Genomic DNA, 23,833 nt, shown 5'->3' with positions numbered 1-23,833 from the left:
TCTGGATCGGTCTGCCGATGCGGCACCGACCAGATGGTCGGGCTCACCCTTACAGACTCCGGAAAACGTCGATGAGTTGCAGCTTGTGGAACAGTATTTGGAACTATCTGCGATCTCTGCTCGACTAATGAGGAGCGGTTAGATCAGCGGGCGGATCGTACCCTTACGGAGGGGTTCATGGGGGGCAGGGTTACACGTATGGCACGGGTCGTGCCAGTGGTGCTCGGCGTGGCGTTCGGTGTGTCGTTCCTGGCACCGGCAACGCCAGCCGCCGCGCACAACTCGCTGACCGGAAGCGACCCGCGCGACGGTGCCCGGGTGGCGACGGCACCCGCCCAGATCGAGCTGCGGTTCTTGGCCAAGCCGGCACCGGCTACGACGAAGATCACAATAACCGGGCCGGACAATGTGGCCTCTGGCGGCCCGCCGGCCTTCGACGGCAGCCGGGTGCGGGTGCCGTTCAAGCCGGCGGCGGCCGGGCTCTACATCGTCGGTTACCAGCTCGCGTCCTCGGACGGACACCCGGTGAAGGGCGAGGTGCGGTTCACCCTCACGACCGGCACCGCTGCTGACCCGTCCGCTTCGCCGGCGACCGCTGGCGGCTCCGCCCCGACCGCTGCGGCGGGTTCGACCGCCGGCGGGGCGTCGTCGGCGGCCCCGGCCGTCACCGCGACGGCCGGTGCGACCGCGGCGGGCAGCCCGGTGCCGGCCGCGCAGGAGAGCAGCCAGATGCGCGGCTGGCTGTGGACGATCGCGGCGGCCCTGCTGGTGGGCGCGCTCGTCGTCGGGTTGCAGCGGTGGCTCCGAGCCCGACGCCGCTGAGCGGCCGGGCACCAGCCCGATTGGCTGGCGACCGGCGGCGGAGACGACGCCGGAGCTCGGAGGTCAGACCAGTCGGAGCCGGGCGGCGCGCATCCGGGTCAGGGCGCGCTCACGACCGAGCACCTCCAGCGACTCGAACAGCGGCAGGCCCACTGTGCGGCCGGTGACCGCGACGCGTACCGGCGCCTGCGTCTTGCCGAGCTTGAGGCCACGCTCGGCGCCGACCGCCTCCAGCGTCGACTTCAGCGACTCGGCATCCCAGGACTCCAGCGCCTCGAACGCCGCGACGGCTTCGTCGAGCAGCTCGGCGGAGCCGTCCTTCATCGTCTTGGCCCACGCGGCCTCGTCGATCAGTGGCGAGGCCAGGAAGAGGAAGTCGACGTTCGGCACGATCTCGCTGAGCACCGTGATCCGGGTCTGGGCCAGCGGGGCGACTGCGGCGAACGCGTCGGCGTCGAACTCCTCGGGCTGCCACGGCGGCGGCGCGATGGTGCCGGTGCCGGTCAGCCACGGCTGGCAGGCGTCGATGAACTCGTCCACCGGCAGCGCGCGAATGTAATCGCCGTTGAACGCGCGGAGCTTCTTCTCGTCGAAGAACGCGGGGGAGGGGTTGACCTCTTCGAGCCGGAACTCCTCCTCGATGACCGACCAGGGAACGATCTCCCGGTCGCCCGACGGCGCCCAGCCGAGCAGCATCAGGTAGTTGCGCATGGCGCCGGGGAGGTAGCCCTCCTCGCGGTACGCCTCCAGGGCGACCTTGTCCCGGCGCTTGGAGAGCTTCTGCCGCTTCTCGTTGACCACCACCGGCACGTGGGCCCAGATCGGCGGCTTGACCCCGAGGGCGTCCCAGAGCAGCTGCTGCTTGGGGGTGTTGGGCAGGTGCTCCTCGGCCCGGATCACGTGGGTGATCCCCATGGTCATGTCGTCCACGACGTTGGCCAGCAGGAAGACCGGCGAGCCGTCGCCCCGGGCGATGACGAAGTCCTCGATGAGCTTGTTCTCGAAGGTGGGCTCACCGCGGATCAGGTCGACGACCACTGTCGCGCCCTCGTCCGGCGTGCGGAAGCGCAGCGCGTGCCCCGGGCCCGGGCCGAGGCCACGGTCGCGGTGGTAGCCGTCGTAGCCCTGGTACTGCGAGCCGGTGCGGGCCTGCACGTCCTCGCGGGTGCAGTCGCAGTAGTAGGCGCGACCCGACTCGTAGAGCCGGGCGGCGGCGGCCCGGTGCTCGCCGGCGTTCTCCGACTGGAAGTGCGGGCCCTCGTAGCTGCCCCGCGAGATGCCGATCCAGTCCAGCGCGGAGAGGATCCCCTCGGTCCACTCGGGCTTGTTGCGCGCCGCGTCGGTGTCCTCGATACGCAGCACGAACACCCCGCCCTGCTGCTTGGCGTAGATCCAGTTCTGCAGCGCCGAGCGGGCGCCGCCGACGTGGAACATGCCGGTCGGGGAGGGGGCGAAGCGCACACGTACTGTCACGTCCCCCAGCCTACGGCGACGGTCGAGCGCATTCCGCCAGGGGCCTCGACTCAGGGAACCGAGCGGATCTTGACGACCAGCGCGCTGCCGATCAGGGTGACCACGGCGGTGACGGCGTAGAGCGTGGGATAGCCACCCAGGTACACGACGAGCGGGGCGGAGAGGGCAGGGCCGAGCACCTGCGGCGCGGAGTTCGCGATGTTGATGACGCCCAGGTCCTTGGCCCGGTCGGTCGCCCGGGGCAGCACCTGCGTGATCAACGCGGCGTCCACGGCGAGGTAGACGCCGTAGCCGGCGCCGAGCAGCAGCGCGGCGACGATCGCCATCGGCCAGACCGGCGCCACCGCCAGCAGCAGCGCCGCCACCGCCATGATCACCCCGGACGCGATGACGTAGATCTTCCGGCGTCCGGAACGGTCCGACAGCCGTCCGGCGACCACAGCGGTCAGCATCATGCCGAGCGTGTAGAGCAGGATCAGCACCAGCAGCCCACCCTCAGGATCGGGGTGGCCCACCCCGTCGGTGAGGAAGTACAGCAGGTAGAGGGTGCCCAGGGCGTTGCCGAGCTGCACCAGGAACCGGGTGATCCAGGCCCAGGCGAAGTCCGGGTGCTGACGCGGGCTGATCCACATCGAGGCCAGCAGCGCCCTGGTGCGCACCACGGGCCGGTGCGTACGTGGCAGCGGCTCGTCGGGGGTGAACAGCGCGAACGGCAGCGACAGCAGCAGGATCGCCACGGCGATGGCCAGATAGCCGGCGGCGTTGCCGGTGACCACTGCGGTCACCAGCACCGCGCCGAGCACCAGCCCGAGCGCCTGCGGGATGCCCACCCAGCCCGAGACGCCACCGCGCTGGGTCACCGGGACCCGGTCCGGGACGGCGGCGCTGAGGCTGGCCAGCATCGCGTTGAAGCAGACCTGCGCGGCCACCCAGCCGAGCGCGACCCCGAGGATGGTCCGCTGCTGGGCCAACAGCACCAGGGCCGCCGCGCCCAGCAGGGCCCCGCCCGCCGTCCAGACGTGCCGGCGACCGAACTCGCGGCCGGCCACCCGCAGGCAGGTGCGGTCGGAGAGCGCGCCGGCGAGGGGGTTGGCGAGCACCGCGGCCAGGGCACCGAGGCCGGTGACCACGGCCAGCATGTTCTCCTTGTCGCCGGGTGCGATCTGCTCGATCTGCTGAGGCAGCAGCACCTGGATGGGCGTGAAGAACGCCATCCAGACGCCGAGGTTGGCGGCGAAGATCAACCCGATCCAGCCGCGTCGCACCGGCACGGTCGGCTCGGCGAGCGCCGCCGGCAGCGACGCCGGCGTCGGGTCGAGGGTGGTCACCGCGCCGACCCCGGCCGGGAGGCCGCGATCACGTCCCGCAGCCAGGTGTACGACGACTTCGGCGTACGCCTCTGGCTGGCGTAGTCGACGTGCACCAGGCCGAAGCGCTTGGTGAACCCCTCGGCCCACTCCCAGTTGTCCAGCAGCGACCAGACGAAGTACCCACGCACGTCGACTCCGTCGTCGATGGCGGCCCGGACGGCGCGCAGGTGCCCGTCGAGGTACGCGATCCGCTCCGGGTCGGCCACCTGCCCGTCGGCGTCCGGCGCGTCGTCGTACGCGCAGCCGCTCTCGGTGATCTCGATGGGTGGCAGCGCGTCGCCGTAGGTGTCGTGCAGCCAGCCGAGCAGCTCGTGCAGCCCGTCGGGGGCCACCGGCCAGTCGAAGGCGGTACGCGGGTAGCCGTCCAGCGGCACCAGGTCGAACGGGAGCGGTGAACCCTCGTCGGCGGCCCGTACGCCGGTGGGGTTGTAGTAGTTGACCCCGAGCACGTCGATCGGCGCGGCGATCGTGTCGAGGTCGCCGGGGTGGATGACGCCCGGGTCGAAGCCGGGCAGCTCCGGGTAGCCGCGACCGAGCAGCGGGTCGGTGAAGAGCCGGTTGTGCAGCGCCTCGTAGGCGGCCCCGGCGGCCCGGTCGGCGTCGCTGTCGCCGAGCACCCGCACGGGCGAGTAGTTGTTGGCGATCGCCACCGGGCTGGTGGTGCGGGCCCGCAGCGCGGCGACCGCGAGCCCGTGCCCGAGCAGTTGGTGGTGGGCGACCGGAAAGGCGTCGAAGAGCATCATCCGACCGGGTGCGTGCACTCCCATGCCGTACCCGAGGCTCATGTGGATGAATGGTTCGTTCAGGGTGATCCAGAGCCGGACCCGGTCGCCGAGCCGGGCGGCGGTCAGGTCGGCGTACTCGGCGAACCGGGCGGCGGTGTCGCGGTGCAGCCAGCCGCCGGCGTCTTCCAGGGGTTGGGGCAGGTCCCAGTGGTAGAGGGTCGCCACGGGGTCGACGCCGGCGGCCAGCAGCTCGTCGACCAGCCGGTCGTAGAAGTCCAGGCCGGCCGGGTTGGCCGGGCCGGTGCCGGTGGGCTGCACCCGGGGCCAGGCGATCGAGAACCGGTACGCGGAAACGCCCAGCCCGGCCAGCAACGCGACGTCCTCGGTGTGCCGGTGGTAGTGGTCGCAGGCCACCTCGCCGGTGCTGCCGTCGCCGATCCGGCCGGGGGAGCGCGCGAACGTGTCCCAGATGGACGGACCACGCCCGTCGACCGCTGTGGCGCCCTCGATCTGATGGGCCGATGTGGAGACACCCCAACGGAAGCCGGTGGGGAACTGGGGCATCGGTGCGGTCGACATGCGCCCTCCCGGTCAACGTGAAACGTGCTCGGGACTTTAGGGCGCTCTCGATGAATGCGCCATAGGCCGGCTTGGCGCAATCCGCAATGGTTGATCGGCGTGTCTTTTTCCGAACCCGTCCAGGTAAGTCCGATTTAACGCATAGAGTGCCGATATCGTGGGATGTCCTCACCGGAGGAAGACGGAAATGATCCTCGTTGAACGCAGTGCGCACGTGGCGGCGCCGATTGAAGTGGTCTGGGATGTTGTCCAGCGGGCCGAGCAGTTGCCGGCCTGGTTGGCGGGTGTCCGCGCGGCCGAAGTGCTCTCGGGAGAGGGCTTCGGCAGGCGACAACTGGTCCAGGCGGGGCGCGGCTCGGCGCATGAGGCCGAGGTGATCGCCTACCAGGAGCCGACGCTGATCGGCTGGCGGGAACGGGCCAAGGGTGCCGGTGCTCGTGCGGAGGCGCGCACCGAGATCTACGTCCAGCTCACCACCGACGAGGAGGAGGGCGGGACCGTCGTGCGGCTCATCGTCGTCCGCTGGCCGGCCGGTCCGGTCAAGGCGGCCCTGCTGCGCCTCGGACTACGTCGGGTCGGCGCCGACCTGGAGGACTCGCTGGCCCGGCTCACCGACCTGGCCGCCGTCGGCTGACGAGCGCACATCCTCCCGGCGTCACCCGCGACGGCGGTGGTCCGGATCCCCGCCAGGGACCCCGGACCGCCGCCGCTACCGGCTCCGAACCCCGCTGGGCCCTCCGCTGGGCCGTCCGCTGCGGACGATCATGGAGTTGTGGTGCCCGTTGCGAGGTGACTTGACAGCTTCGTCCCCCACCACAACTCCATGATCGACCCGAGTGGGGGTGGGTCGTACCCAAGGAAGGGCCCGGCGCTTGCGCGCCGGGCCCTTCCTTCGGTCGTGCTGGATCAGCTGTCGCCGCCGGTCTCGCCGACCGGGGCGGCGTTGACGTCGTCGATCGCGTACTTCTTGGCGGCCTCGGCCGGCACGGTGGCCGCCACCGCGCCGCTGCGGGCAAGCTGCCGCAGCGTGGCCACCACGATCGACTCCGCGTCGACGTGGAAGTGCCGACGCAGCGCGTGCCGGGTGTCCGACATGCCGAAGCCGTCGGTGCCGAGCGACGTGTAGTCGCCGGGCACCCAGCGGGCGATCAGATCCGGCACCGCACGCATCCAGTCGCTGACCGCGACCTTCGGCCCGTCAGCGTCGGCCAGCTTCTGCTGGATGTACGGAACCTTCGCCTCGGCGCCCGGGTTGAGGAGGTTGTATTCCTCGGTCTCCACCGCGTCGCGGCGCAGCTCCGTCCAGGAGGTCACGGACCAGACGTCGGCGGCCACCCCCCAGTCCTGGGCGAGCAACTGCTGGGCCTTGAGCGCCCACTGCATGCCGGTGCCCGAGGCGAGCACGTTGGCCTTCGGGCCGTCGACCTCCGGTGCGGGGGAGTAGCGGTAGATGCCCTTGAGTAGGCCCTCCACGTCCACCCCGGCCGGCTCGGCCGGCTGAAGGATCGGCTCGTTGTAGACCGTCAGGTAGTAGAAGACGTTCTCCTGCGCGTCCCCGTACATCCGGTGCAGGCCGTGCTCCATGATGTGCGCGATCTCGAACGAGAACGCCGGGTCGTACGCGACCACCGCCGGGTTGGTGGCGGCGATCAGCATCGAGTGGCCGTCCTCGTGCTGGAGGCCCTCACCGTTGAGCGTGGTGCGACCGGCGGTGGCGCCGAGCAGGAAGCCCCGGGCCATCTGGTCGGCCGCCGCCCACAGCCCGTCGGCGGTCCGCTGGAACCCGAACATCGAGTAGAAGATGTACATCGGGATCATCGGCTCGTCGTGCGTGGCGTACGCCGAACCGGCCGCGGTGAACGAGGCCACCGAGCCGGCCTCGTTGATCCCCTCGTGCAGGATCTGCCCGGTCGTCGACTCCTTGTACGACAGGAACAGCTCCCGGTCGACCGAGGTGTAGCGCTGACCGTGCGGCGAGTAGATCTTCGCGGTGGGGAAGATCGAGTCGAGACCGAAGGTGCGGGCCTCGTCCGGGATGATCGGCACCCAGCGCTTGCCGAACTCCTTGTCCTTCATGATGTCCTTGAGCAGGCGGACGAAGGCCATCGTGGTGGCCACCTTCTGCTTGCCCGAGCCGCGCTTGACGTCGGCGAACCGCTCCGGACCGGGGATGGTCAGCCGCTTGGTGCTGGTCCGCCGGGACGGCAGGTAGCCGCCGAGCTGCTCGCGACGCTCCTTGAGGTACTGGATCTCCTCGGACTTCTCACCCGGGTTGTAGTACGGCGGCAGGTAGGGGTTGTCCTCCAGCGCCTTGTCCGGGATGTCCAGGTAGAGCCGGTCGCGGAAGGTCTTCAGGTCCTCCAGCGTCAGCTTCTTCATCTGGTGGGTCGCGTTGCGGCCCTCGAAGTGCGAGCCGAGCGTCCAACCCTTGATCGTCTTGGCCAGGATGACGGTGGGCTGACCGGTGTGCTCGGTGGCTGCCTTGTAGGCCGCGTAGAGCTTGCGGTAGTCGTGCCCACCCCGCTTGAGGTTCCAGATCTCGTCGTCGCTGAGCGGGTCGACCATCTTGCGGGTCCGCGCGTCGCGCCCGAAGAAGTGCTCCCGCACGTACGCGCCCGACTCCGCCTTGTAGGTCTGGTAGTCGCCGTCGGTCGTGGTGTTCATGAGGTTGACCAGCGCGCCGTCGGTGTCCGCTGCGAGCAGCGGGTCCCACTCGCGGCCCCAGACGACCTTGATCACGTTCCAGCCGGCACCCCGGAAGAACGATTCCAGCTCCTGCATGACCTTGCCGTTGCCCCGGACCGGGCCGTCCAGCCGCTGGAGGTTGCAGTTGATCACGAAGGTGAGGTTGTCCAGCTCCTCGCGGGCGGCCACGCCGATGGCGCCCAGCGTCTCCGGCTCGTCCATCTCACCGTCGCCCAGGAACGCCCACACGTGCTGCTGCGAGGTGTCCTTGATGCCGCGGTGCTGCAGGTACCGGTTGAACCGGGCCTGGTAGATCGCGTTCAGACCGCCGAGACCCATCGAGACGGTGGGGAACTCCCAGAAGTCCGGCATCAGCCGCGGGTGCGGGTACGACGGCAGCCCGCCGCCGGGGTGCGACAACTCCTGGCGGAACCCGTCGAGCTGGTGCTCGCTGAGCCGCCCTTCCAGGAACGCCCGCGCGTACATGCCGGGGGAGGCGTGGCCCTGGTAGAAGATGTGGTCGCCGCCGCCCGGGTGGTTCTTGCCCCGGAAGAAGTGGTTGAAGCCCACCTCGTAGAGCGAAGCCGAGCTGGCGAAGGTCGAGATGTGCCCGCCGACGCCGATCTCCGGGCGCTGCGCCCGGTGCACCAGCATCGCGGCGTTCCACCGGACGTACGCCCGGATCCGCCGCTCGACGTGCTCGTCACCCGGGAACCACGGTTCGCGTTCCGACGGGATGGTGTTGATGTAGTCGGTGGTGGTCAGGGGCGGAACCCCGACCTGGCGCTCACGGGCCCGCTCCAGCAGGCGCAGCATGACGTAGCGGGCGCGTTTGGCGCCGCGTTCGTCGATGACACCGTCAAGCGACTCGACCCATTCGCTTGTCTCGTCAGGGTCGATGTCCGGAAGCTGGCTCGGTAGGCCGTCGCTGATCACCGGGCGCTTGCGTTCCGTAGCCACAGGCGTTCCCTCGGTTGTGTGTGGGATAGGTCTCTAGCGCCATCCTGCCCCCTGGTGGCACCTGTCGTCACGTCTAGGGGCCCCTGACGCGACGCTCAACACAGGTACCCGTCGGTAACTTAGCGCGACGACGAGCTTTCGGCCCTTGTTCCAGTTTTCTACCGTGGTGACATGAACGGGCGACGAGTAGTTGTCGGCGGTGCACTCCTGGCGGTCGGGGTGCTCGTGGCGATCCCAGCGACCTGGGTGCTCCTGTCGGGTGATCCCGCCGTGCTCCCGATCATCGCCCTCGGCCTGGCCGCAGCCGTCTTCGGCGCGGCCCGGTTGCGCGGCGGCCTGCGGGCACCTGCTGACCGGAGGGCGCGGCCCGTGCCCGGCCAGCGCCGCAGGCACGCGGACACAGGTATCCCGGCGACCTACTACGGGAGCGACCCGGGCGGCTGGGACTGGTCCGGCGGCGGTGGCGACTCCGGCGGTGGGGGTGGTGGGGACTCCGGTGGTGGTGGCGGCGGGTCCTGACCCGCTCGGGCAGAATGCGACGTATGCGCAGCGACGTCATCACCGTCCGGACCGGGTCCCGCCCGAGCGTCCACGACATCACCGCAGAGGCCCAGCAGTTCGTCTCCAGTGAGGGTGACGGCCTGCTGCACGTCTTCGTGCCACACGCCACCGCCGGCCTCGCGATCATCGAGACGGGCTCCGGCTCCGACGACGACCTGCTGACCGCCATCGACGCGCTGCTGCCCACCGACGACCGCTGGCGGCACCGGCACGGCTCGCCCGGCCACGGCCGGGACCACGTGCTGCCGGCGTTCATTCCGCCGTACGCCACACTGCCGGTGCTCGGCGGCCGGCTGGCCCTCGGCACCTGGCAGTCCGTCTGCCTGGTCGACACCAACGGTGACAACCCCACCCGCCAGGTCCGCTTCTCCTTCCTCCCCGGCTGACCGCGCCTCGCGCCGCCGTCACGCCCTCAAGATCCGCGCAACTTCCCTGAAAGTGCTGCCTCAACGCGCGATGGTGCGCGGATCTAGAGGCTTCGGTCGGCGGCCTCGGTGACCGGCCCCGTGCGTACGATGTGGCCGTGACGCAGGAGGTGGGTTCCGCAGCAGGTGGGCCGGTGGATCGGGCCGGTCTCGCCGCCGATGTGCTACGCCGGATGGCCCACGTGAGTGACGCCCTGCGGCACCGGCAGGGCTCCGCGTTCGCCGAGTTGGGACTCACCCCGGCCGCGGCCCGGGCGTTGCGTGAACTGGACCCGGACCACCCGCTGCCCGCCCGTGACCTCGCCGGCCAACTGGGCTGCGACCGGTCGAACGTGACGGTGCTGGTCGACAAGCTGGAGCAGGCCGGGTTGGTCGAGCGCCGCACCGACCCGGCGGACCGGCGGCAGAAGACGTTGGTGGTGACCGAGAAGGGGCGCGTCGAACGGGACCGGGTGACCGAGGTGATGTCTGACTCCCGACTCCTGTCGGGGCTGACCGACCAGGAGCTGAGCACCCTTCGTGACCTGGTGTGGAAGGTGTCCGACGGTGGCTGCCCGGAGCCCTGCGGGCCGGAGTGAGCCGACCCGCCCCAGCCGTGTCCCACTGGGCGAGGCGGCCTCCCGTCGGTAATGCTGTCCGACGTGACCACCCCGCAAGACCTCGACGACCGATTCCGGGAGACGCTGGCGGCGCTGCCCGCCGCGCAGCAACGGCGTGATCCCGCTGACCCGGTCACCGACGACGCCCCACTGACCGGCGCGCAGGTGCTGGACCTGTTCGACGCACAGGTGACCAGCCGGCAGCTCGACCTGGCCGGCCGCTGGCTGCGCAGCTTCGGGGAGGGCTTCTACACGATCGGCTCGGCCGGGCACGAGGCCAACGCCGCGGTCGCCGCCGCGCTACGTCCCACCGACCCGGCGCTGCTGCACTACCGCTCCGGCGCGTTCTACTGCCAGCGCGCCGCGCAGGCCGCCGCCGAGGCGACGCCGGCGGACCAGGCACAGCCGGCCGCCGACACGCAACGACCCGCCGGCACGCAACCAGGCACCGGCACGCAACCCGCCGTGGATCCGCAGCCCGTCGTGGACCCGGGGCCCGCCGCCGAGCCCAAGGCAGCCGACCAGTCCGAGCCGTCCGAGCCGTCCGGGACCGAGCCGCCCACCGGCGGGTTCGCGACGTACGCGGACGCGGCCCGGGACGTGCTGCGCGGCATGGTCGCCTCCAGCCAGGAGCCGATCGCCGGCGGTCGGCACAAGGTGTTCGGCCGAGCCGACCTGGCCATCGTGCCGACCACCTCCACCATCGCCTCGCACCTGCCGCGCGCGGTCGGCATGGGACTGGCCGTGGAACGGCTGCGCCGGCTGGACAGCGCCGGGCGGCGTACCGGGGCGGGGGCACGGGTCGGCAGCGGCGCGGGCGCCGCGCACGCGCCCTGGCCACCGGACGCGATCGTGGTCTGCTCGTTCGGCGACGCCTCGGTCAACCACGCCAGCGCCACCGCCGCCTTCAACACCGCCGGGTGGTACGACCACGGCAAGCTGCGCATCCCGGTGCTCTTCGTCTGCGAGGACAACGGGCTGGGCATCAGCGTCCGTTCACCGGAGGGCTGGGTCGAGGCGACCCTGCGGGCCAAGCCGGGCATCCGCTACTTCAGCGCGGACGGGGCCGACCCGGTGCAGACGTACGCGGTGGCGGCGGAGGCCGCGGCCTGGGTGCGCCGTACCCGGCGGCCGGCCGTGCTGCACCTGCGCACCGTACGGCTGATGGGGCACGCCGGGGCGGACGCCGAGTCGGCGTACCGCAGCCCGGCCGAGCTGGCCGAGGACCTGGACCGGGACCCGGTGGCCGCCACCGCGCGGCTGCTCGTCGACGCCGGTGTGGCGACCGGCGAGGAGCTGCTGGCCCGGTACGACGAGACCGGCTGGCAGGTACGCCGGCTGGCCGAGGAGGTGCTGGGCGAGCCGAAGCTTGCCTCCGCGGCCGACGTGGTGTCGGCGTTGGCGCCCCGCCGCCCAGTGCGGGTGGCGCGGGCGGTGGCCGACGCCGCGGCGCGGGCCAGCGGCCCGGGCGCGGGTGCCCGGGCGGAGGCGTTCGGTGGCAAGCCGCCGGAGCTGAGCGGGCCGATGACCCTGGCGCAGAGCATCAACGCGGCGCTCGCCGACGGGATGCTCGACCACCCGCAGATGGCGATCTTCGGTGAGGACGTGGCTGCCAAGGGCGGCGTGTACGGGGTGACGAAGGGGCTGCGCGACCGTTTCGGGGCGGCCCGGGTCTTCGACACCCTGTTGGACGAGACGTCGGTGCTGGGGTTGGGCCTCGGCGCGGGGCTGGCCGGGATGCTGCCGGTGCCGGAGATCCAGTACCTGGCGTACCTGCACAACGCCGAAGACCAGCTGCGCGGTGAGGCAGCCACCATGCGGTTCTTCTCCCAGGGGGCGTTCCGCAACCCGATGGTGGTGCGGGTGGCCGGGCTGGCGTACCAGGAGGGGTTCGGCGGGCACTTCCACAACGACAACTCGGTGGCCGTACTCCGGGATGTGCCTGGTCTGGTGGTCGCGGTGCCGGCGCGGCCGGACGACGCCGCGCCCATGCTGCGGACCTGCCTGGCCAGCGCGGCGGTGGACGGCAGTGTCTGCGTGTTCCTGGAGCCGATCGCGCTCTACCACACCCGCGATCTCTACGCCGATGGCGACGGCGAGTGGCTGGCCGGATACCCGGAGCCGGGGGCGTGGGTGGCCGGGCACGTGCCGATCGGGCGGGCCCGGGTCTACCGGGTCGGTTCGGCGGACGACCTGACCATCATCACCTTCGGTAACGGGGTGCGGATGTCGCTGCGGGCAGCGGCCGTCCTCGCCGAGGAGGGGGTCGGCACCCGGGTGGTGGACCTGCGCTGGTTGGCCCCCCTGCCGGTGGCCGACATCATCCGGGAGTCCTCGGCGACCGGTCGGGTGCTGGTGGTGGACGAGACACGCCGCTCCGGCGGGGTCGGCGAGGGAGTGATCGCCGCGCTGGTCGACGCCGGATATGTCGGTGCCGCGCGACGAGTAGCGGCAGTTGACTCGTTTGTACCATTAGGTCCGGCAGCACGTCACGTACTGGTCTCCGCGGAAGCCATTACCGACGGTGCCCGTACGCTGCTGGCACGGTAAATTCCGTTCCACCCGGTGCGCCACTTGCGCGCGGACGCACAACTGTGTGGACTTTGCCTGACGGCGTCGCACCGACGCCGCGAGCAGGGACGAGATGAGGAGGCACGCGACAGTGAGCGCGACCGCTGGTCAGGCCGCCGACGGGGTACGCAGCCTGGCGGACCGGTTCGGAATCGAACCGGGGATGGTCGTCATGGAGATGGGGTACGACGACGACGTCGACCAGGATCTCCGAGACGCCCTGACCGACCGCTGTGGAGATCTGGTCGACGAGGACACCGACGAGGTGGTCGACGCCGTGCTGGTTTGGTACCGCGACGGCGACGGTGACCTTTTCGAGCTTCTCGTCGATGCCCTCGGCCCGCTGGCCGACAACGGGGTCGTGTGGCTCCTCACCCCGAAGGCGGGGCGTGACGGGCACGTCGAGCCGAGTGAGGTCGCGGAGTCCGCACCCACCGCTGGCCTTCAGCAGACCTCGACCGTCAACGCCGGCCGGGACTGGAGCGGCGCACGTCTGGTGCTGCGCCGAGGGGCAAAGGCCAAGAAGTAGCCCGTGCCGCTTCGCGCACCCGGCGGTCCGCACCGCCGGGTGGCAAGCCGGTGCCGTTTTCGTGACCCGACCCGAGGAGAGTTCGCATGCCCATCGAGGTTGGTGCCGAGGCACCGGACTTCGTGCTGAAGGACCAGAACAACCAGGAGGTCCGGCTCTCGGGCTTCCGGGGCAGGCGCGTCGTCCTGCTGGTCTTCTACCCGCTCGCCTTCACCGGCACCTGCCAGGGTGAGCTGTCCGACATACGGGACAACCTCGACGAGTACGTGAACGACGACGTCCAGGTGCTGACCGTCAGCGTCGACTCGGCCTACAGCCACAAAATCTGGGCTGACCGCGAGGGCTACCAGTTCCCCATGCTGGCCGACTTCTGGCCGCACGGCGGTGTCGCCCAGGCATACGGGGTCTTCAACGACGTCGCCGGGTTCGCCAACCGGGGCACCTTCGTCATCGACAAGGCCGGCGTGGTTCGCTTCGCCGAGATGAACGGCCCGGGCGAGGCCCGCGACCAGCAGGGCTGGCGCAAGGCCATCGCCGCAGCGACCGTCTGACCGGGGTACGCCGTGCGCCCGGACCGGTGGCGGGCAAGGTAAGCTTGCCCACCACCGGCCCGCCGCACGGGCGATCCGGGCGCGTAGCTCAGTGGGAGAGCACCCGCCTTACAAGCGGGGGGTCGCAGGTTCGAAACCTGCCGCGCCCACCCCTCATCATGAAAACGGCAGCAGTACGTGCCCGCGAGTGATCCCTGGCAGCTCAGCAGCGCGGCGCTCGGCGTGTCGAACTGCCCGACTGCCAACCATCGACCGCGTGCTGACCCGGAGTCGACCCGCGCCCGGGTGACGACGCCCACTGCGCGCGCCGCCATGATGGGCGGGTGCAGGACACCGTCGCCGTCGCGCTGATCACCTCACTGTCCACGTTGGCCGTTCGCTGCCCTGACCAGCATCGATGCGGAGCACGCCGACCAGCGTCGGTTGGGCGAGGAGCCGGGCGGCGCGACGGCGCCTTTGCGTGAGCGCCATCGGGAGCGCTGGCTGGTCGCGATCGAGGCACGCACGAATCGCCGGATCTCGTTCGTCGATGCCGTTCGCCCGGTGCTGGATCGGGACGGGTGACGCCGCGTGCTGCTGCCGTTCTTCACCCACCAGCCCGGCGCGCTCGCCTGATGCGTCGATCGTCGCGCCACAGCGCGATCCGTTGGCGGCTCACGTATAAAACTCCGACCGTGATCAGCATGGTGACGAGACCCGTCCAGAGCCAGAACCGACCACCCACTCCGCCCGGCGGCTGCGCGTCGCGGACGCGTCCGCTGCGGATCACCTGGTCGGCGACGTCGACGGCAATGACCTGGTCCGGCGCGGTCAACACGGTTCGCGGTGCGGTGGCTCCGGGCGTGAGCGCCAGCACCCGTACGGTGCGCACGCGCTGGTCGCTCGTGGGCGGGGCCGTCTGCTCCTCGAGCGGCAGGTCGGGGGCGAGGGGGTCCGGCTGATAGGCCGCCACCAGCGCCGACCCGTCCGGCGCCCAGCCGAGCAGCCGGATGGCGACGACCCCGGACACAGCGGGCAGGCGTAGTGGACCGACGTCCTGGCCGCTGGCGGGGTCGACCTGGCGCAGGGTCCACTCGCTGTCCGCCCGGCGGACAGCCAGCGTCAGGTTCGTGCCGTCCGGACGCCATGCGCCCTTGCCGGCCAGCCATGTCTCGTCGGGCAGGGCGAACGAGGAGAGCTCGCGGCCAGCCAGATCGGTCACCGCGACGGTGCGGCCGTACTGGTAGGCGAGCCGACCCGGGGCGGCGGCGACAGTCGAGCCGAAGCGGGCCTCCTGGGCGCCGGCGGCCAGCCTGGTCCAACGCTCCCCGCCGAGGGTCACCGCACTCAGCACGGTGGTGTACGTGGCCCCTTCGAACGCGACCGGCACGTCGTCACTGACCACCAGCGACCCGCCGTCAGCGGACCAGCCGACAGGTGTGCTCCAGACACTGCGGTCGACGGGCGACGTGAGTCGCTGGGTCCGGCCGGTGATCAGGTCGATGACCTCGACGCCCGGATCGTCCTGGACCCCGTCCGGCCGGGCCACGTACCGGCCGTCGGGGGAGAGGTGGACCGACACGCCCGCCAGTGACTCCCCGCCCATCCGCATGATCCGGTAGCGGTCGGAGTCCGCGTCGACCACGCCGACCACGTTCACGTCGTTCCAACCGTGCAGACGCGGCGCCGGCCCGTCGAAGATGACCGACGCCGGACCGAGCCGGGGACGGTCGGTGACATGCAGCGTGCCGATCGGCGGCAGGGCGATGTGGTCGGGCAGCGCGGCGTTCGCGGCGGCGGCCGGGTCGAGGCCGGGGGTACGCGTCAGCGGCACCACGACGCCGGCCAACGCGAGCAGCAACAACGCTGCGGCGCCGACGCCCACGCGGCGCAGACGGTCGCGGCGGGCGGTGGCGAGAGCGCGCTCGTACACCGGGTAGGTGGGCACGTCCTCGGCGGTGACACGCAGTGCGTCGCGGAGCCGGGCGGTCATCGGGTGCTCCTCTCCGCGGCGGCGTCCAGCAGGTGGGGAGCGACCGCTCGGAGTCGGCGCAGTGCGTCGTGGGCGTGGCGTTTGACGGTGCCGAGAGAGCAGCCGAGCAGGTCGGCGACCTGCGCTTCGGTGCGGTCCTCGTAGTAGCGCAGCACGATGACGGCCCGTTGGCGGGGGGTGAGGTGGCGCAGCGCGGCGGTGAGGGTCAGTCGTAGGGCGGTGGTGTCGGTGTGGTCGCCGCCGGCCCGTTCGGTGGGTTCGGCTTCGAGGCGTTCGGCGACGCGTCGGCGTCGCCACCAGGAGACCTGTTGGTGGTACATCACCCGGCGGACGTATGCCTCGGGATCGCCGTCGCGGATGCGTCGCCAGTGGCGGTAGGTGCGCGCCAGGGCGGTCTGCACGAGGTCTTCGGCGAGTTGATGGTCACCGGTGAGGAGGTAGGCGGTCCGGGACAGGGCCGGCGAACGCTGCACCACGAACTCGTGGAACGTCTCGGTCATGTCCACCCCCTCGGTGAGAAGAACGCCTCCCGTGCGGCGGATGGTTGAGGCCCCCTGCCGAGCTGAGGACACCACCCGCCAAGATTCGCGCAACTTCAGTGTTGTTGCTGCCTCAGCAGTCGGTGAGGCAGCAGGATCCCCGAAGTTGCGCGGATCTTGGGGCGGGGGAGCGGGCGGCTAATGTCGTCTGACGAGCATCAGGGGGAGCGTGGGCGTGACACTGGCAGGCATTGGCGCGGTGCTGTTCGACATGGATGGCACTTTGGTCGACTCCGACGCCGCCGTCGAGCGGGCCTGGGAGCGGTGGGCCGTCGAATACACCGTCGACCCCGCTGCGGCGCTGGCGATCGCGCACGGCAGCCCCGCCGACCGGACCATCCGCCGGCTGCTGCCCGCGCTCGACGACAGCGCGGTCGCCGCGGCTGCGGCCCGGCAGCTCGCGTTGCAGTACGACGACCTGTCCGACGTGACGGCCACCGTCGGGGCGCACGACCTGCTGAGCGCGCTGGCCCGTTTGGGGTTGCCCTGGGCGGTGGTGACCAGCGCGGACGCGCGACTGGCCGAGGCTCGGCTCGGTGCTGCCGGCATCGTCGCGCCGGTGCTGGTCACCGTGGAGGACGTGCGGGTGGGCAAGCCGGACCCGGAGGGCTATCTGCGGGCCGCCGCTCTGCTGGGCGTGCCCGTGGCGCGGTGCCTGGTGGTCGAGGACGCCGAGGTGGGGCTGCGGGCCGGGCGGGCGGCCGGTGCGATGACCGCCGCGCTGAAGGGCCTCGACGGCGATCTGCGCCTTGCCGACCTGGCGCAACTGGCACGCCACCTGCAGTCGACGCCGACGGCGCCCTGACCCGCCCGCCGGGTCACCGGAGGCGGGTGGCCAGCCACGGGAGCAGGGCGTCGGCCTGGGCCTGCTGAAACGCGCGGACGGTGGGGATGCCCTGCGGTGGCGGACGACGAGCGCCGTCGGCGAAGAACCCGGCCAACCCGGCGTATACGCCGGTGAGCGTCATCGGGTCGACCTCGGCGGTGATGGGCAGCCGGCGCAGCAGGGACTCGGTGTCGTGCCCGCCGTGCAGCCGGACGTTGACCAGCAGCAGCGCGGTGTCCAGCCAGGCAGGCCCCCGGCAGGCCCACGGCCAGTCGACGACGGTGACCGTGCCGGTCGCGTCGAGCAGCAGGTTGTCGGCCCGTACGTCCACGTGGCAGAGCGTGTCACCGGTCAGCGCGGCGATGCCGTGGTCGGCGGCGGCGCGCAGCTGGTCCAGGTGCTCCCGGGCCCACGGGTCCAGCACAGCCGGTGGGTCGGCGGCGATCCGGTGCCACCCGGCGAAGTCCCCGGCCAGCCGGTCGGCGGCGGTCGGCACGTGCGTCACCGGGCTCGGGGTGAGCACGGCGGCCATCACCTCCAGGGCCTTCAGGACGCGGGTCAGCTCGTCGGCCCGCCACGGGGTGGCCGGGTGTCGACCGTCCACGTCGGAGAAGACCAGCGCCACCCACTCGCCGTCGTCGTGGCAGCCCAACAGCCGGGGCGTCGGTGCCGAGGCCGGCAGGGCGGCGGCCGTACGGGCCTCCGCCCGGTGCATCCCGGGGCTGTCCGGGTTCTGCACCGGGATGATCGCCTTGACGAACGCCCGCCGACCGGTCGCGGTGCGGACCCGGTCCGCGGTGCCCGGCGAGTAGCCGCCCGGTTGGGACACCGCCTCGACCACCCGATCGCCGATGATCTCCTGCACCGACGTCCGGACCCGCTCGGGCAGGTCCGTCCAGCCGATCCGGTTGGTGGTCTGCTGCGTCACCTACTCACCGTGCGCCCCGTCCACGCCGCCGGACAACCCATTTCCCCTCCGGTGGCCACCCCTTCCGGATTGTCGAGGTGGCCGTCGCTGACGTGAGCTCGTCATCATGGCCGGGTCGCGCACGCCTGGCCGTCCCGCCGTGGGCAACCCGGTGGCGTGTCCGGGCGGGTTCTGCTGCACTACCCGCTGGCAACGACGAAGCGGAGCGACTGTGGAATTGACGTTGACGCCGATGACTGCGCAGGAGCTGGCCCGGCTGCTGGTGTCGCTGGAGCAGGGGTACGCCGATGACCTGGTGGCGCACCGGGGGATGACCCCGGAGGCGGCCCTTGATCGGTCGAGCAGTCAGATCCGGGAGTCGCTGCCGGCGGGCGCGGCCACCGAGGGGGCCCTGCTGCGGATGGGCCGGGTCGGTGACACCGAGGTCGGTTGGATCTGGGTGACACTGCCGACGGCCGCCGCCCCGGACCAGGCGTGGATCCACAACATCGAGGTGCACGAGGAGCACCGGGGACACGGGTACGCACGCCGGATGATCCAGCTCATCGAGGTCGAACTCGCCCAGCTCAAGGTGCCCGAGCTGGGTCTGAACGTGTTCGGGACGAACACCGTGGCGATCGGGCTCTACCGCAGTCTGGGCTTCGAGGTCACCTCACAGCAGATGGCGAAGCGGATCGACCCGGCGGGCTGAGGTCGGAAGCGAGGCCCAGGACGGTCCCCTGAGCAGGACTGTTCACCTGCCCAGCGGGAAACCGGCGCGGACCGCACCTGGGGAGGAGCGACGGATGACGCACGGTGCCGGACTGACCATCGGTGTGCTGGGCTCGTACGGTGGGCGAAACCTCGGCGATGAGGCGATCCTCACCGGCCTGCTCACCGATCTGCGTACGCAGGAACCGAATGCCCGGATCATCGTTTTCTCCCGTAACCCGGAGCACACCCGGGCCGCCCATCCGGACGTCGAGGCGGTGCCCTGGGAGGGCGTCAGCCGCACCGACTCCGCCCTGGTCCTGGCCCAGCTCGACCTGCTCATCCTGGGCGGCGGTGGCATCCTCTACGACCGGGAGGCTCGCCGTTACCTGCGGGTGGTCCGGGTCGCCCAGGAGCGGGGCCTGCCGCTGATCACGTACGCGGTGGGGGTCGGGCCGCTCAGCGACGGGGTGGACACCGGCATGGTCCGGGAGACGCTCTCCGGCGCGACTCAGGTGACCGTTCGTGACCAGGAGTCCCGGATGGTGCTGGAGGAGGCTGGCCTGCTCAACCCGATCACGGTCACCGCGGACCCGGCCTTCCTGTTGCAACCGGAGGAGTTCCCGGCGCACCTGCTGGCCGAGGAGGGTGTGCCGGTCGGCAAGCGCCTGGTCGGGATCAGCGTGCGGGAGCCGGGGCGGGCCGCCGAACGGCTGGACGTGGACGGCTACCACCGGCTGCTGGCCCAGATCGGTGACTTCCTGGTGCACCGGATCGACGCGTACGTGCTGTTCGTGCCGATGGAACGCGACGACATCCGGCACGCCCACGGCGTCCTGTCCCACATGGTCGCCGCCGAGCGGGGCCGGATCCTGCACGGCACCTATTCGCCGCAGCAGGTGCTCGGGCTGATGCGCCACTTCGACCTGGCCGTCGGCATGCGCCTGCACTTCCTGATCTTCGCGGCGATGGTCGGCACACCGTTCCTGCCCCTGCCGTACGCCGGCAAGGTCTTCGACCTGGCCCAGCGACTCGGCGTGCCGGCCCTGCGCGGTGTCGAGCGGGAGGTCGAGGGGCCGCTGCTGGCCGAGGTCGACCGATTGTGGGACGAGCGGGAGCAACGTGCCGAGGCCACCGCCCGCCGGGTGGCGGAGGTGTGCGAGCAGGCGCGGGGCACCTCGGAGGTCACCCGTGGCGTGTTGGAGAGCCTGCGCAGTCAGGCCCTCACCCGGGTCTGACCTGGGCTGTCACACCGCCGGGCCGGTCCACCGGTAGCGCCACTCGCGGGCCTCTTCCCGGGCTGTCTCCAACTCGTAGATCTGCGCGTCGGCCAGCCCACCCGAGCCGATGTGGTGGTGGGTCAGCGGCGGACGGCCGTTGCTGTCCAGTTCGACGGTGATGGTCTGCCCGTCCGCCGTGCCGCCGACGAGAAGGATCTGCACGGATGAAGCCATGCGCCCATCCTGCCCGTAGTGCCGCCCGCCCGCAGCGGATAGCGGGGCAGCGGGGAGGCCCGCTTCGTCACTAGGGTCGGTGGATGGAGCAGACGATCGATCCGACGCTCGGTCCGGTGCTCGCCCGCACCGCCGACGAACGCGCCGTCCTGGACTCGTTCCTCGGCTGCGCTGGGTGCTGGTGCACATGATCGAGGAGACGGCCCGGCACGCGGGTCACGCCGACATCCTGCGCGAGCTGACCGACGGCGAGTCCGGCGCGATCTGATCTTCGATCACCCCGGGCGGCCTTTGACGGCGACGCGGTGAGCCCTGGGTGGGATGCGCCGGACCCGCAGGGGGCCGCCTATCCTGGGCGCGGGCGGCGACGAGGGGGAGCAGGTGCTGGTCATCCACGGGCTGTGGCTGCCCGGCGACAGCCCAACCGGCGGTCTCGCCGTCTGGGCCGAGGACAGCGCCGTGCCTTCCGCACCGACCCGTTCCGGTCGGTCACCCCGGGAACGCCCGCACCCCTTTGCCGCCGGGCACACCGACCTGGTCGCCGTCCTCGCCGACGCCGCCGAGCCCGCCCGCCCGGACACCGCGCTGCTCACCCTGCCCACCCGGGCCGGCGCGCCGACGGACTCACCCGAGCTGATCCGGACCGCCGTCGCACCCCCGACCCGCGGCCGGCTCACCCTGGCCGGGTGGCGGGTCCCCGTGCTGGTGTACGCCCCGGACGACGCGCTGCCGCTCCTGCGCGCCCTGGACGAACTCCCGGCGGTGTCCGGGGCCACCCTGCGTCACCTCGCCGAGCTGGCCGACTTCGCCGCCGACCTGGTGACCCGTGGCCGTGTCCTCCCCGGCGTCCGCACGACGAAGCCGAGCACACCGTCAGCCGCCGAAACGCGGTCGGCCGCCGAAACGCCGTTGGAAGCCGGGGCGCAGGTGCCGGCGCTGGCGGTCTGGCGTCCCCTGCTGACCGGCACCGACGCCGCATGGGCCCGTTCGCTGGCGCTGGCCCTGCCACCAGCCGCCCGAGCCGTCACCACCACCGGGACCACCGGCCCGGGTGATGGTGAGCTGACCGCTGCCGACGTGGTCGCGGATGCGCTGGACGCGCTGACCGACGCCGCCGCGCGGGCCGCTCTGGCGACCACCACCCTGGCGCGTGGGCTGCGGCCGGGTGGCCCGGCACCGGCGTGGTTGGCCGCGCTCGCCGGCCCCCGGCGCGACTTCACCGTCGACCCGACCGCGTTGGCCACCCTGCGCGACGAGCTGGACAACTGGCAGCGCGACGCCGCGGGCGGCCCGGTGCGAGCCAGTTTCCGGCTGGTGGAACCGGCCCCCGACGAGGTCACCGAACCGATCCTGGCCACCCGCCCGGCGCCGACCGACGTCGTCCCGGCGTCGGTCGAGCCGACCGGCGGCGGGCGCTGGCGGTTGGAGTTCGGGTTGCAGGCCGCCGACGAACCCGGCCTGCACGTCGACGCCGGGCAGGTCTGGCGGGCACCGCAGACGCTCGGCGGCCTGGCCGGCCGGACGACCAGCCCGCAGGAGACGCTGCTCGCCGAGCTGGGCCGGGCCAGCCGGCTCTGGCCGGATCTGGACGCCGCGCTGCGGACCGCCGCCCCGGAGGCGATGGACCTCGACGTCGAGGGGGCGCACCGGTTCCTCAGCGAGGGCGCTCCGGTGCTGCACGCGGCCGGTTTCGGGGTGCTGCTGCCGTCCTGGTGGCAGCGCCCGTCGGCGCGGCTCGGCGCCCGGTTGCGTGCCCGCAGTCGCACCGCGCCCGGCACTGTGGGTGGCACCGAAGCCGGCGTCGGTCTGGACGCCCTGGTCGACTACCGCTGGGAGGTCGCCCTCGGTGACCATCCGCTGTCCGCCGACGAGTTGGCGACGCTGGCCGAGTTGAAGACCCCGCTGGTGCGGCTGCGCGGCCGGTGGGTGGAGCTGGACCCGGGGCGGCTCGCCGCCGGTCTGCGCCTGCTCCGTTCCGCGGGTGAGTTGACCGTCGCCGACCTGCTCCGCCTCGGGCTGGCCGACGGCGAGGCCACCGGGGCGCTACCGGTGCTGGAGGTGAGCGCCGACGGGGCGCTCGGCGACCTGCTCGCCGGTGCGGTCGAGCGCCGGCTCACCCCGTTGGATCCGCCGCCGAGCTTCGTGGGAACGCTGCGGCCGTACCAGCAGCGTGGGTTGGCGTGGCTGGCCTTCCTGCGCTCGCTCGGGCTGGGTGGTGTGCTCGCCGACGACATGGGGCTGGGCAAGACCGTCCAACTGCTCGCGTTGCTCGCCGGGGACCCGCCGGAGGCCGGCCCGACCCTGCTGGTCTGTCCGATGTCGCTGGTCGGCAACTGGCAGCGGGAGGCGGCACGGTTCACGCCGACGCTGCGTGTGCACGTACACCATGGGGCGGAGCGGGCGCGGGGGGCGGAGTTCACCGCGGCAGCGCACGGCGCGGACCTGGTTCTCACCACCTACTCGGTGGCGGCCCGCGACGCCGTCGACCTGGCCGGCATCGACTGGCACCGGGTGGTGGTGGACGAGGCGCAGGCCATCAAGAACGCGTCGACCCGGCAGGCCGAGGCGGTCCGCGCGCTGCCGGCCCGGCAGCGGGTGGCGGTGACCGGTACGCCGGTGGAGAACCGGCTCGCCGACCTGTGGTCGATCATGCAGTTCGCCAACCCGGGGCTGCTCGGGCCGGCGGCGACGTTCCGCAAGCGGTTCGCCGAGCCGATCGAGCGGCACGGCGACGCCGAGGCCGCCGAGCGGCTGCGCCGGATCACCGGCCCGTTCGTGTTGCGCCGACTCAAGACCGACTCGTCGATCATCTCGGACCTGCCGGAGAAGCTGGAGATGGAGGTTCTCTGCAACCTCACCGCCGAGCAGGCCGCCCTGTACCGGGTGGTGGTCGACGACATGCTCACCCGGATCGAGACCAGCGACGGCATCGAGCGACGTGGCCTGGTGCTGGCCACCATGACCCGGCTCAAGCAGGTCTGCAACCACCCGGCGCAGTTGCTCCGCGACGGTTCGGCGCTGGAGGGCCGCTCCGGCAAGCTTTCCCGGCTGACCGAGATCGTGGAGGAGGTGCTGGCGGCGGGGGAGCGGGCGTTGCTGTTCACGCAGTACGCCGAGTTCGGGGCGATGCTGCGCGGTCACCTGTCGGCGCGCTTCGGCCGGGAGGTGCTGTTCCTGCACGGCGGCCTCGGTAAGGCGGAGCGGGACGCCATGGTGCAGCGCTTCCAGTCGGCGGACGGTCCACCGCTGTTCGTCCTCTCCCTCAAGGCCGGTGGCACCGGGCTCACCCTGACCGCCGCCAACCACGTGGTGCACGTGGACCGGTGGTGGAACCCGGCGGTGGAGGACCAGGCCACCGACCGGGCGTTCCGGATCGGGCAGCGCCGACGGGTGCAGGTCCGCAAGTTCGTCTGCGCCGGCACTGTGGAGGAGAAGGTCGCCGCGATGATCGCCGACAAGCGTGCCCTCGCCCAGCGGGTGGTGGGCACCGGGGAGCAGTGGATCACCGAGCTGTCCACCGGCCAGTTGCGCGAGCTGTTCGCCCTGGAGGCCGGGGCGGTGGTGGAGTAGTGAG

The 23,833-nt window shown here is 71.8% G+C and carries 20 protein-coding genes, 1 tRNA gene and 3 pseudogenes; 16 read left to right on the top strand and 8 right to left on the bottom strand.

Annotated elements, in window-relative coordinates:
• Positions 1-198 precede the first annotated feature (198 nt).
• Positions 199-822 carry a copper resistance CopC family protein gene (locus FBZ33_RS23265; RefSeq protein WP_255509025.1) on the top strand — a complete coding sequence of 208 codons (624 nt, stop codon included), beginning with the start codon at positions 199-201 and terminating at the stop codon, positions 820-822.
• Between the two features lie 63 nt (positions 823-885).
• On the opposite strand, the gene gltX is transcribed toward FBZ33_RS23265, so the two are convergent.
• From gltX to FBZ33_RS23250, 3 genes are read right to left on the bottom strand one after another with little or no spacing between them, the layout of a single operon-like run.
• Positions 886-2,295 (bottom strand): glutamate--tRNA ligase, encoded by a 1,410-nt coding sequence (gene gltX / locus FBZ33_RS23260; RefSeq protein WP_141910662.1) that lies wholly within the window; start codon positions 2,293-2,295, stop codon positions 886-888.
• 50 nt (positions 2,296-2,345) lie between these two features.
• On the bottom strand, positions 2,346-3,623 hold the full coding sequence (locus FBZ33_RS23255) for an MFS transporter (RefSeq protein ID WP_141910661.1): 1,278 nt from the start codon (positions 3,621-3,623) through the stop codon (positions 2,346-2,348).
• Positions 3,620-4,969 (bottom strand): GH1 family beta-glucosidase, encoded by a 1,350-nt coding sequence (locus FBZ33_RS23250; RefSeq protein ID WP_141910660.1) that lies wholly within the window; start codon positions 4,967-4,969, stop codon positions 3,620-3,622. Before FBZ33_RS23250 ends, FBZ33_RS23255 begins: the two co-directional genes overlap by 4 nt.
• 187 nt (positions 4,970-5,156) lie before the next feature.
• Between FBZ33_RS23250 and FBZ33_RS23245 the strand changes: the two genes are divergently transcribed.
• Positions 5,157-5,603, top strand: coding sequence for an SRPBCC domain-containing protein (locus FBZ33_RS23245; RefSeq protein WP_088949558.1), 447 nt, complete (start codon positions 5,157-5,159; stop codon positions 5,601-5,603).
• A gap of 272 nt (positions 5,604-5,875) precedes the next feature.
• Here the strand turns inward: FBZ33_RS23245 and aceE are convergent, their stop codons facing one another.
• On the bottom strand, positions 5,876-8,614 hold the full coding sequence (gene aceE, locus FBZ33_RS23240) for a pyruvate dehydrogenase (acetyl-transferring), homodimeric type (protein ID WP_088949557.1): 2,739 nt from the start codon (positions 8,612-8,614) through the stop codon (positions 5,876-5,878).
• 171 nt (positions 8,615-8,785) lie between these two features.
• On the opposite strand from aceE, the gene FBZ33_RS23235 reads away from it, so the two are divergent.
• From FBZ33_RS23235 to FBZ33_RS32915, 8 genes are all read left to right on the top strand, one after another.
• Positions 8,786-9,133: a hypothetical protein gene (locus tag FBZ33_RS23235; protein ID WP_141910659.1), complete on the top strand. Its 348-nt coding sequence runs from the start codon at positions 8,786-8,788 to the stop codon at positions 9,131-9,133.
• 23 nt (positions 9,134-9,156) lie between these two features.
• Complete coding sequence (locus tag FBZ33_RS23230) at positions 9,157-9,561, top strand: secondary thiamine-phosphate synthase enzyme YjbQ (RefSeq protein ID WP_185755388.1); 405 nt, start codon at positions 9,157-9,159, stop codon at positions 9,559-9,561.
• Between the two features lie 212 nt (positions 9,562-9,773).
• Complete coding sequence (locus FBZ33_RS23225; protein ID WP_141912892.1) at positions 9,774-10,178, top strand: MarR family winged helix-turn-helix transcriptional regulator; 405 nt, start codon at positions 9,774-9,776, stop codon at positions 10,176-10,178.
• A 51-nt stretch (positions 10,179-10,229) separates the two neighbouring features.
• Positions 10,230-12,749, top strand: coding sequence for a thiamine pyrophosphate-dependent enzyme (locus tag FBZ33_RS23220; RefSeq protein WP_141910658.1), 2,520 nt, complete (start codon positions 10,230-10,232; stop codon positions 12,747-12,749).
• 112 nt (positions 12,750-12,861) lie between these two features.
• A complete protein-coding gene (locus tag FBZ33_RS23215) occupies positions 12,862-13,299 on the top strand; it encodes a DUF3052 domain-containing protein (RefSeq protein WP_007463483.1) in 438 nt (145 codons plus the stop codon).
• 86 nt (positions 13,300-13,385) lie between these two features.
• Positions 13,386-13,850 carry a peroxiredoxin gene (locus FBZ33_RS23210; RefSeq protein ID WP_141910657.1) on the top strand — a complete coding sequence of 155 codons (465 nt, stop codon included), beginning with the start codon at positions 13,386-13,388 and terminating at the stop codon, positions 13,848-13,850.
• A 77-nt stretch (positions 13,851-13,927) separates the two neighbouring features.
• Positions 13,928-13,999 (top strand) — tRNA-Val (locus FBZ33_RS23205).
• A gap of 274 nt (positions 14,000-14,273) precedes the next feature.
• Positions 14,274-14,414: a hypothetical protein gene (locus FBZ33_RS32915; RefSeq protein ID WP_185755387.1), complete on the top strand. Its 141-nt coding sequence runs from the start codon at positions 14,274-14,276 to the stop codon at positions 14,412-14,414.
• Positions 14,415-14,436: 22 nt separating this feature from the next.
• Here FBZ33_RS32915 and FBZ33_RS23200 read toward each other — a convergent pair whose 3' ends face one another.
• The gene (locus FBZ33_RS23200; protein WP_141910656.1) at positions 14,437-15,822 is read right to left on the bottom strand and encodes a hypothetical protein; all 1,386 of its coding nucleotides are present in this window, start codon (positions 15,820-15,822) and stop codon (positions 14,437-14,439) included.
• Positions 15,819-16,322 (bottom strand): SigE family RNA polymerase sigma factor, encoded by a 504-nt coding sequence (locus tag FBZ33_RS23195; RefSeq protein ID WP_141910655.1) that lies wholly within the window; start codon positions 16,320-16,322, stop codon positions 15,819-15,821. Before FBZ33_RS23195 ends, FBZ33_RS23200 begins: the two co-directional genes overlap by 4 nt.
• Before the next feature lie 214 nt (positions 16,323-16,536).
• On the opposite strand from FBZ33_RS23195, the gene FBZ33_RS23190 reads away from it, so the two are divergent.
• Positions 16,537-17,166, top strand: a complete 630-nt coding sequence (locus FBZ33_RS23190; RefSeq protein WP_141910654.1) for an HAD-IA family hydrolase — start codon at positions 16,537-16,539, stop codon at positions 17,164-17,166.
• A 13-nt stretch (positions 17,167-17,179) separates the two neighbouring features.
• Here the strand turns inward: FBZ33_RS23190 and FBZ33_RS23185 are convergent, their stop codons facing one another.
• Entirely contained in the window at positions 17,180-18,115 is a 936-nt protein-coding gene (locus FBZ33_RS23185; RefSeq protein WP_141910653.1) for a phosphotransferase, read from the bottom strand.
• 232 nt (positions 18,116-18,347) lie between these two features.
• On the opposite strand from FBZ33_RS23185, the gene FBZ33_RS23180 reads away from it, so the two are divergent.
• Positions 18,348-18,806, top strand: a complete 459-nt coding sequence (locus FBZ33_RS23180) for an N-acetyltransferase (protein WP_185755386.1) — start codon at positions 18,348-18,350, stop codon at positions 18,804-18,806.
• 94 nt (positions 18,807-18,900) lie between these two features.
• Positions 18,901-20,043 (top strand): polysaccharide pyruvyl transferase family protein, encoded by a 1,143-nt coding sequence (locus FBZ33_RS23175; protein ID WP_088949547.1) that lies wholly within the window; start codon positions 18,901-18,903, stop codon positions 20,041-20,043.
• Positions 20,044-20,052: 9 nt separating this feature from the next.
• On the opposite strand, the gene FBZ33_RS23170 is transcribed toward FBZ33_RS23175, so the two are convergent.
• Positions 20,053-20,259 carry a hypothetical protein gene (locus FBZ33_RS23170; protein WP_088949546.1) on the bottom strand — a complete coding sequence of 69 codons (207 nt, stop codon included), beginning with the start codon at positions 20,257-20,259 and terminating at the stop codon, positions 20,053-20,055.
• Between the two features lie 166 nt (positions 20,260-20,425).
• On the opposite strand from FBZ33_RS23170, the pseudogene FBZ33_RS23165 reads away from it, so the two are divergent.
• The 3 pseudogenes from FBZ33_RS23165 to FBZ33_RS23160 form a co-directional block, all read left to right on the top strand.
• Positions 20,426-20,527, top strand: a pseudogene (locus FBZ33_RS23165) (DUF664 domain-containing protein); the annotation flags it as partial.
• Between the two features lie 113 nt (positions 20,528-20,640).
• Positions 20,641-21,592 (top strand): annotated as a pseudogene (locus FBZ33_RS33805) (ATP-dependent helicase); the annotation flags it as partial.
• A 71-nt stretch (positions 21,593-21,663) separates the two neighbouring features.
• Positions 21,664-23,829, top strand: a pseudogene (locus FBZ33_RS23160) (DEAD/DEAH box helicase); the annotation flags it as partial.
• Positions 23,830-23,833: the final 4 nt, after the last annotated feature.

This window comes from Micromonospora sp. A202, from assembly GCF_006715105.1.
In the GTDB taxonomy this organism is placed as follows: domain Bacteria; phylum Actinomycetota; class Actinomycetes; order Mycobacteriales; family Micromonosporaceae; genus Micromonospora; species Micromonospora zamorensis.
The sequence above is the reverse complement of the archived record's forward strand: the minus strand, read 5'-3'. Positions and strand labels throughout refer to the sequence as shown.

Bases quoted from the DNA above. Each gene is read 5' to 3' on its own strand.
- FBZ33_RS23235 (WP_141910659.1), top strand. From the start codon at position 8,786: ATGAACGGGCGACGAGTAGTTGTCGGCGGTGCACTCCTGGCGGTCGGG.
- FBZ33_RS23210 (WP_141910657.1), top strand. From the start codon at position 13,386: ATGCCCATCGAGGTTGGTGCCGAGGCACCGGACTTCGTGCTGAAGGAC.
- FBZ33_RS23170 (WP_088949546.1), bottom strand. From the start codon at position 20,259: ATGGCTTCATCCGTGCAGATCCTTCTCGTCGGCGGCACGGCGGACGGG.
- FBZ33_RS23195 (WP_141910655.1), bottom strand. From the start codon at position 16,322: ATGACCGAGACGTTCCACGAGTTCGTGGTGCAGCGTTCGCCGGCCCTG.
- FBZ33_RS23225 (WP_141912892.1), top strand. From the start codon at position 9,774: ATGGCCCACGTGAGTGACGCCCTGCGGCACCGGCAGGGCTCCGCGTTC.
- FBZ33_RS23230 (WP_185755388.1), top strand. From the start codon at position 9,157: ATGCGCAGCGACGTCATCACCGTCCGGACCGGGTCCCGCCCGAGCGTC.
- FBZ33_RS23250 (WP_141910660.1), bottom strand. From the start codon at position 4,969: ATGTCGACCGCACCGATGCCCCAGTTCCCCACCGGCTTCCGTTGGGGT.
- FBZ33_RS23265 (WP_255509025.1), top strand. From the start codon at position 199: ATGGCACGGGTCGTGCCAGTGGTGCTCGGCGTGGCGTTCGGTGTGTCG.
- FBZ33_RS23200 (WP_141910656.1), bottom strand. From the start codon at position 15,822: ATGACCGCCCGGCTCCGCGACGCACTGCGTGTCACCGCCGAGGACGTG.
- FBZ33_RS23220 (WP_141910658.1), top strand. From the start codon at position 10,230: ATGCTGTCCGACGTGACCACCCCGCAAGACCTCGACGACCGATTCCGG.
- FBZ33_RS23175 (WP_088949547.1), top strand. From the start codon at position 18,901: ATGACGCACGGTGCCGGACTGACCATCGGTGTGCTGGGCTCGTACGGT.
- FBZ33_RS23245 (WP_088949558.1), top strand. From the start codon at position 5,157: ATGATCCTCGTTGAACGCAGTGCGCACGTGGCGGCGCCGATTGAAGTG.
- FBZ33_RS23180 (WP_185755386.1), top strand. From the start codon at position 18,348: ATGACTGCGCAGGAGCTGGCCCGGCTGCTGGTGTCGCTGGAGCAGGGG.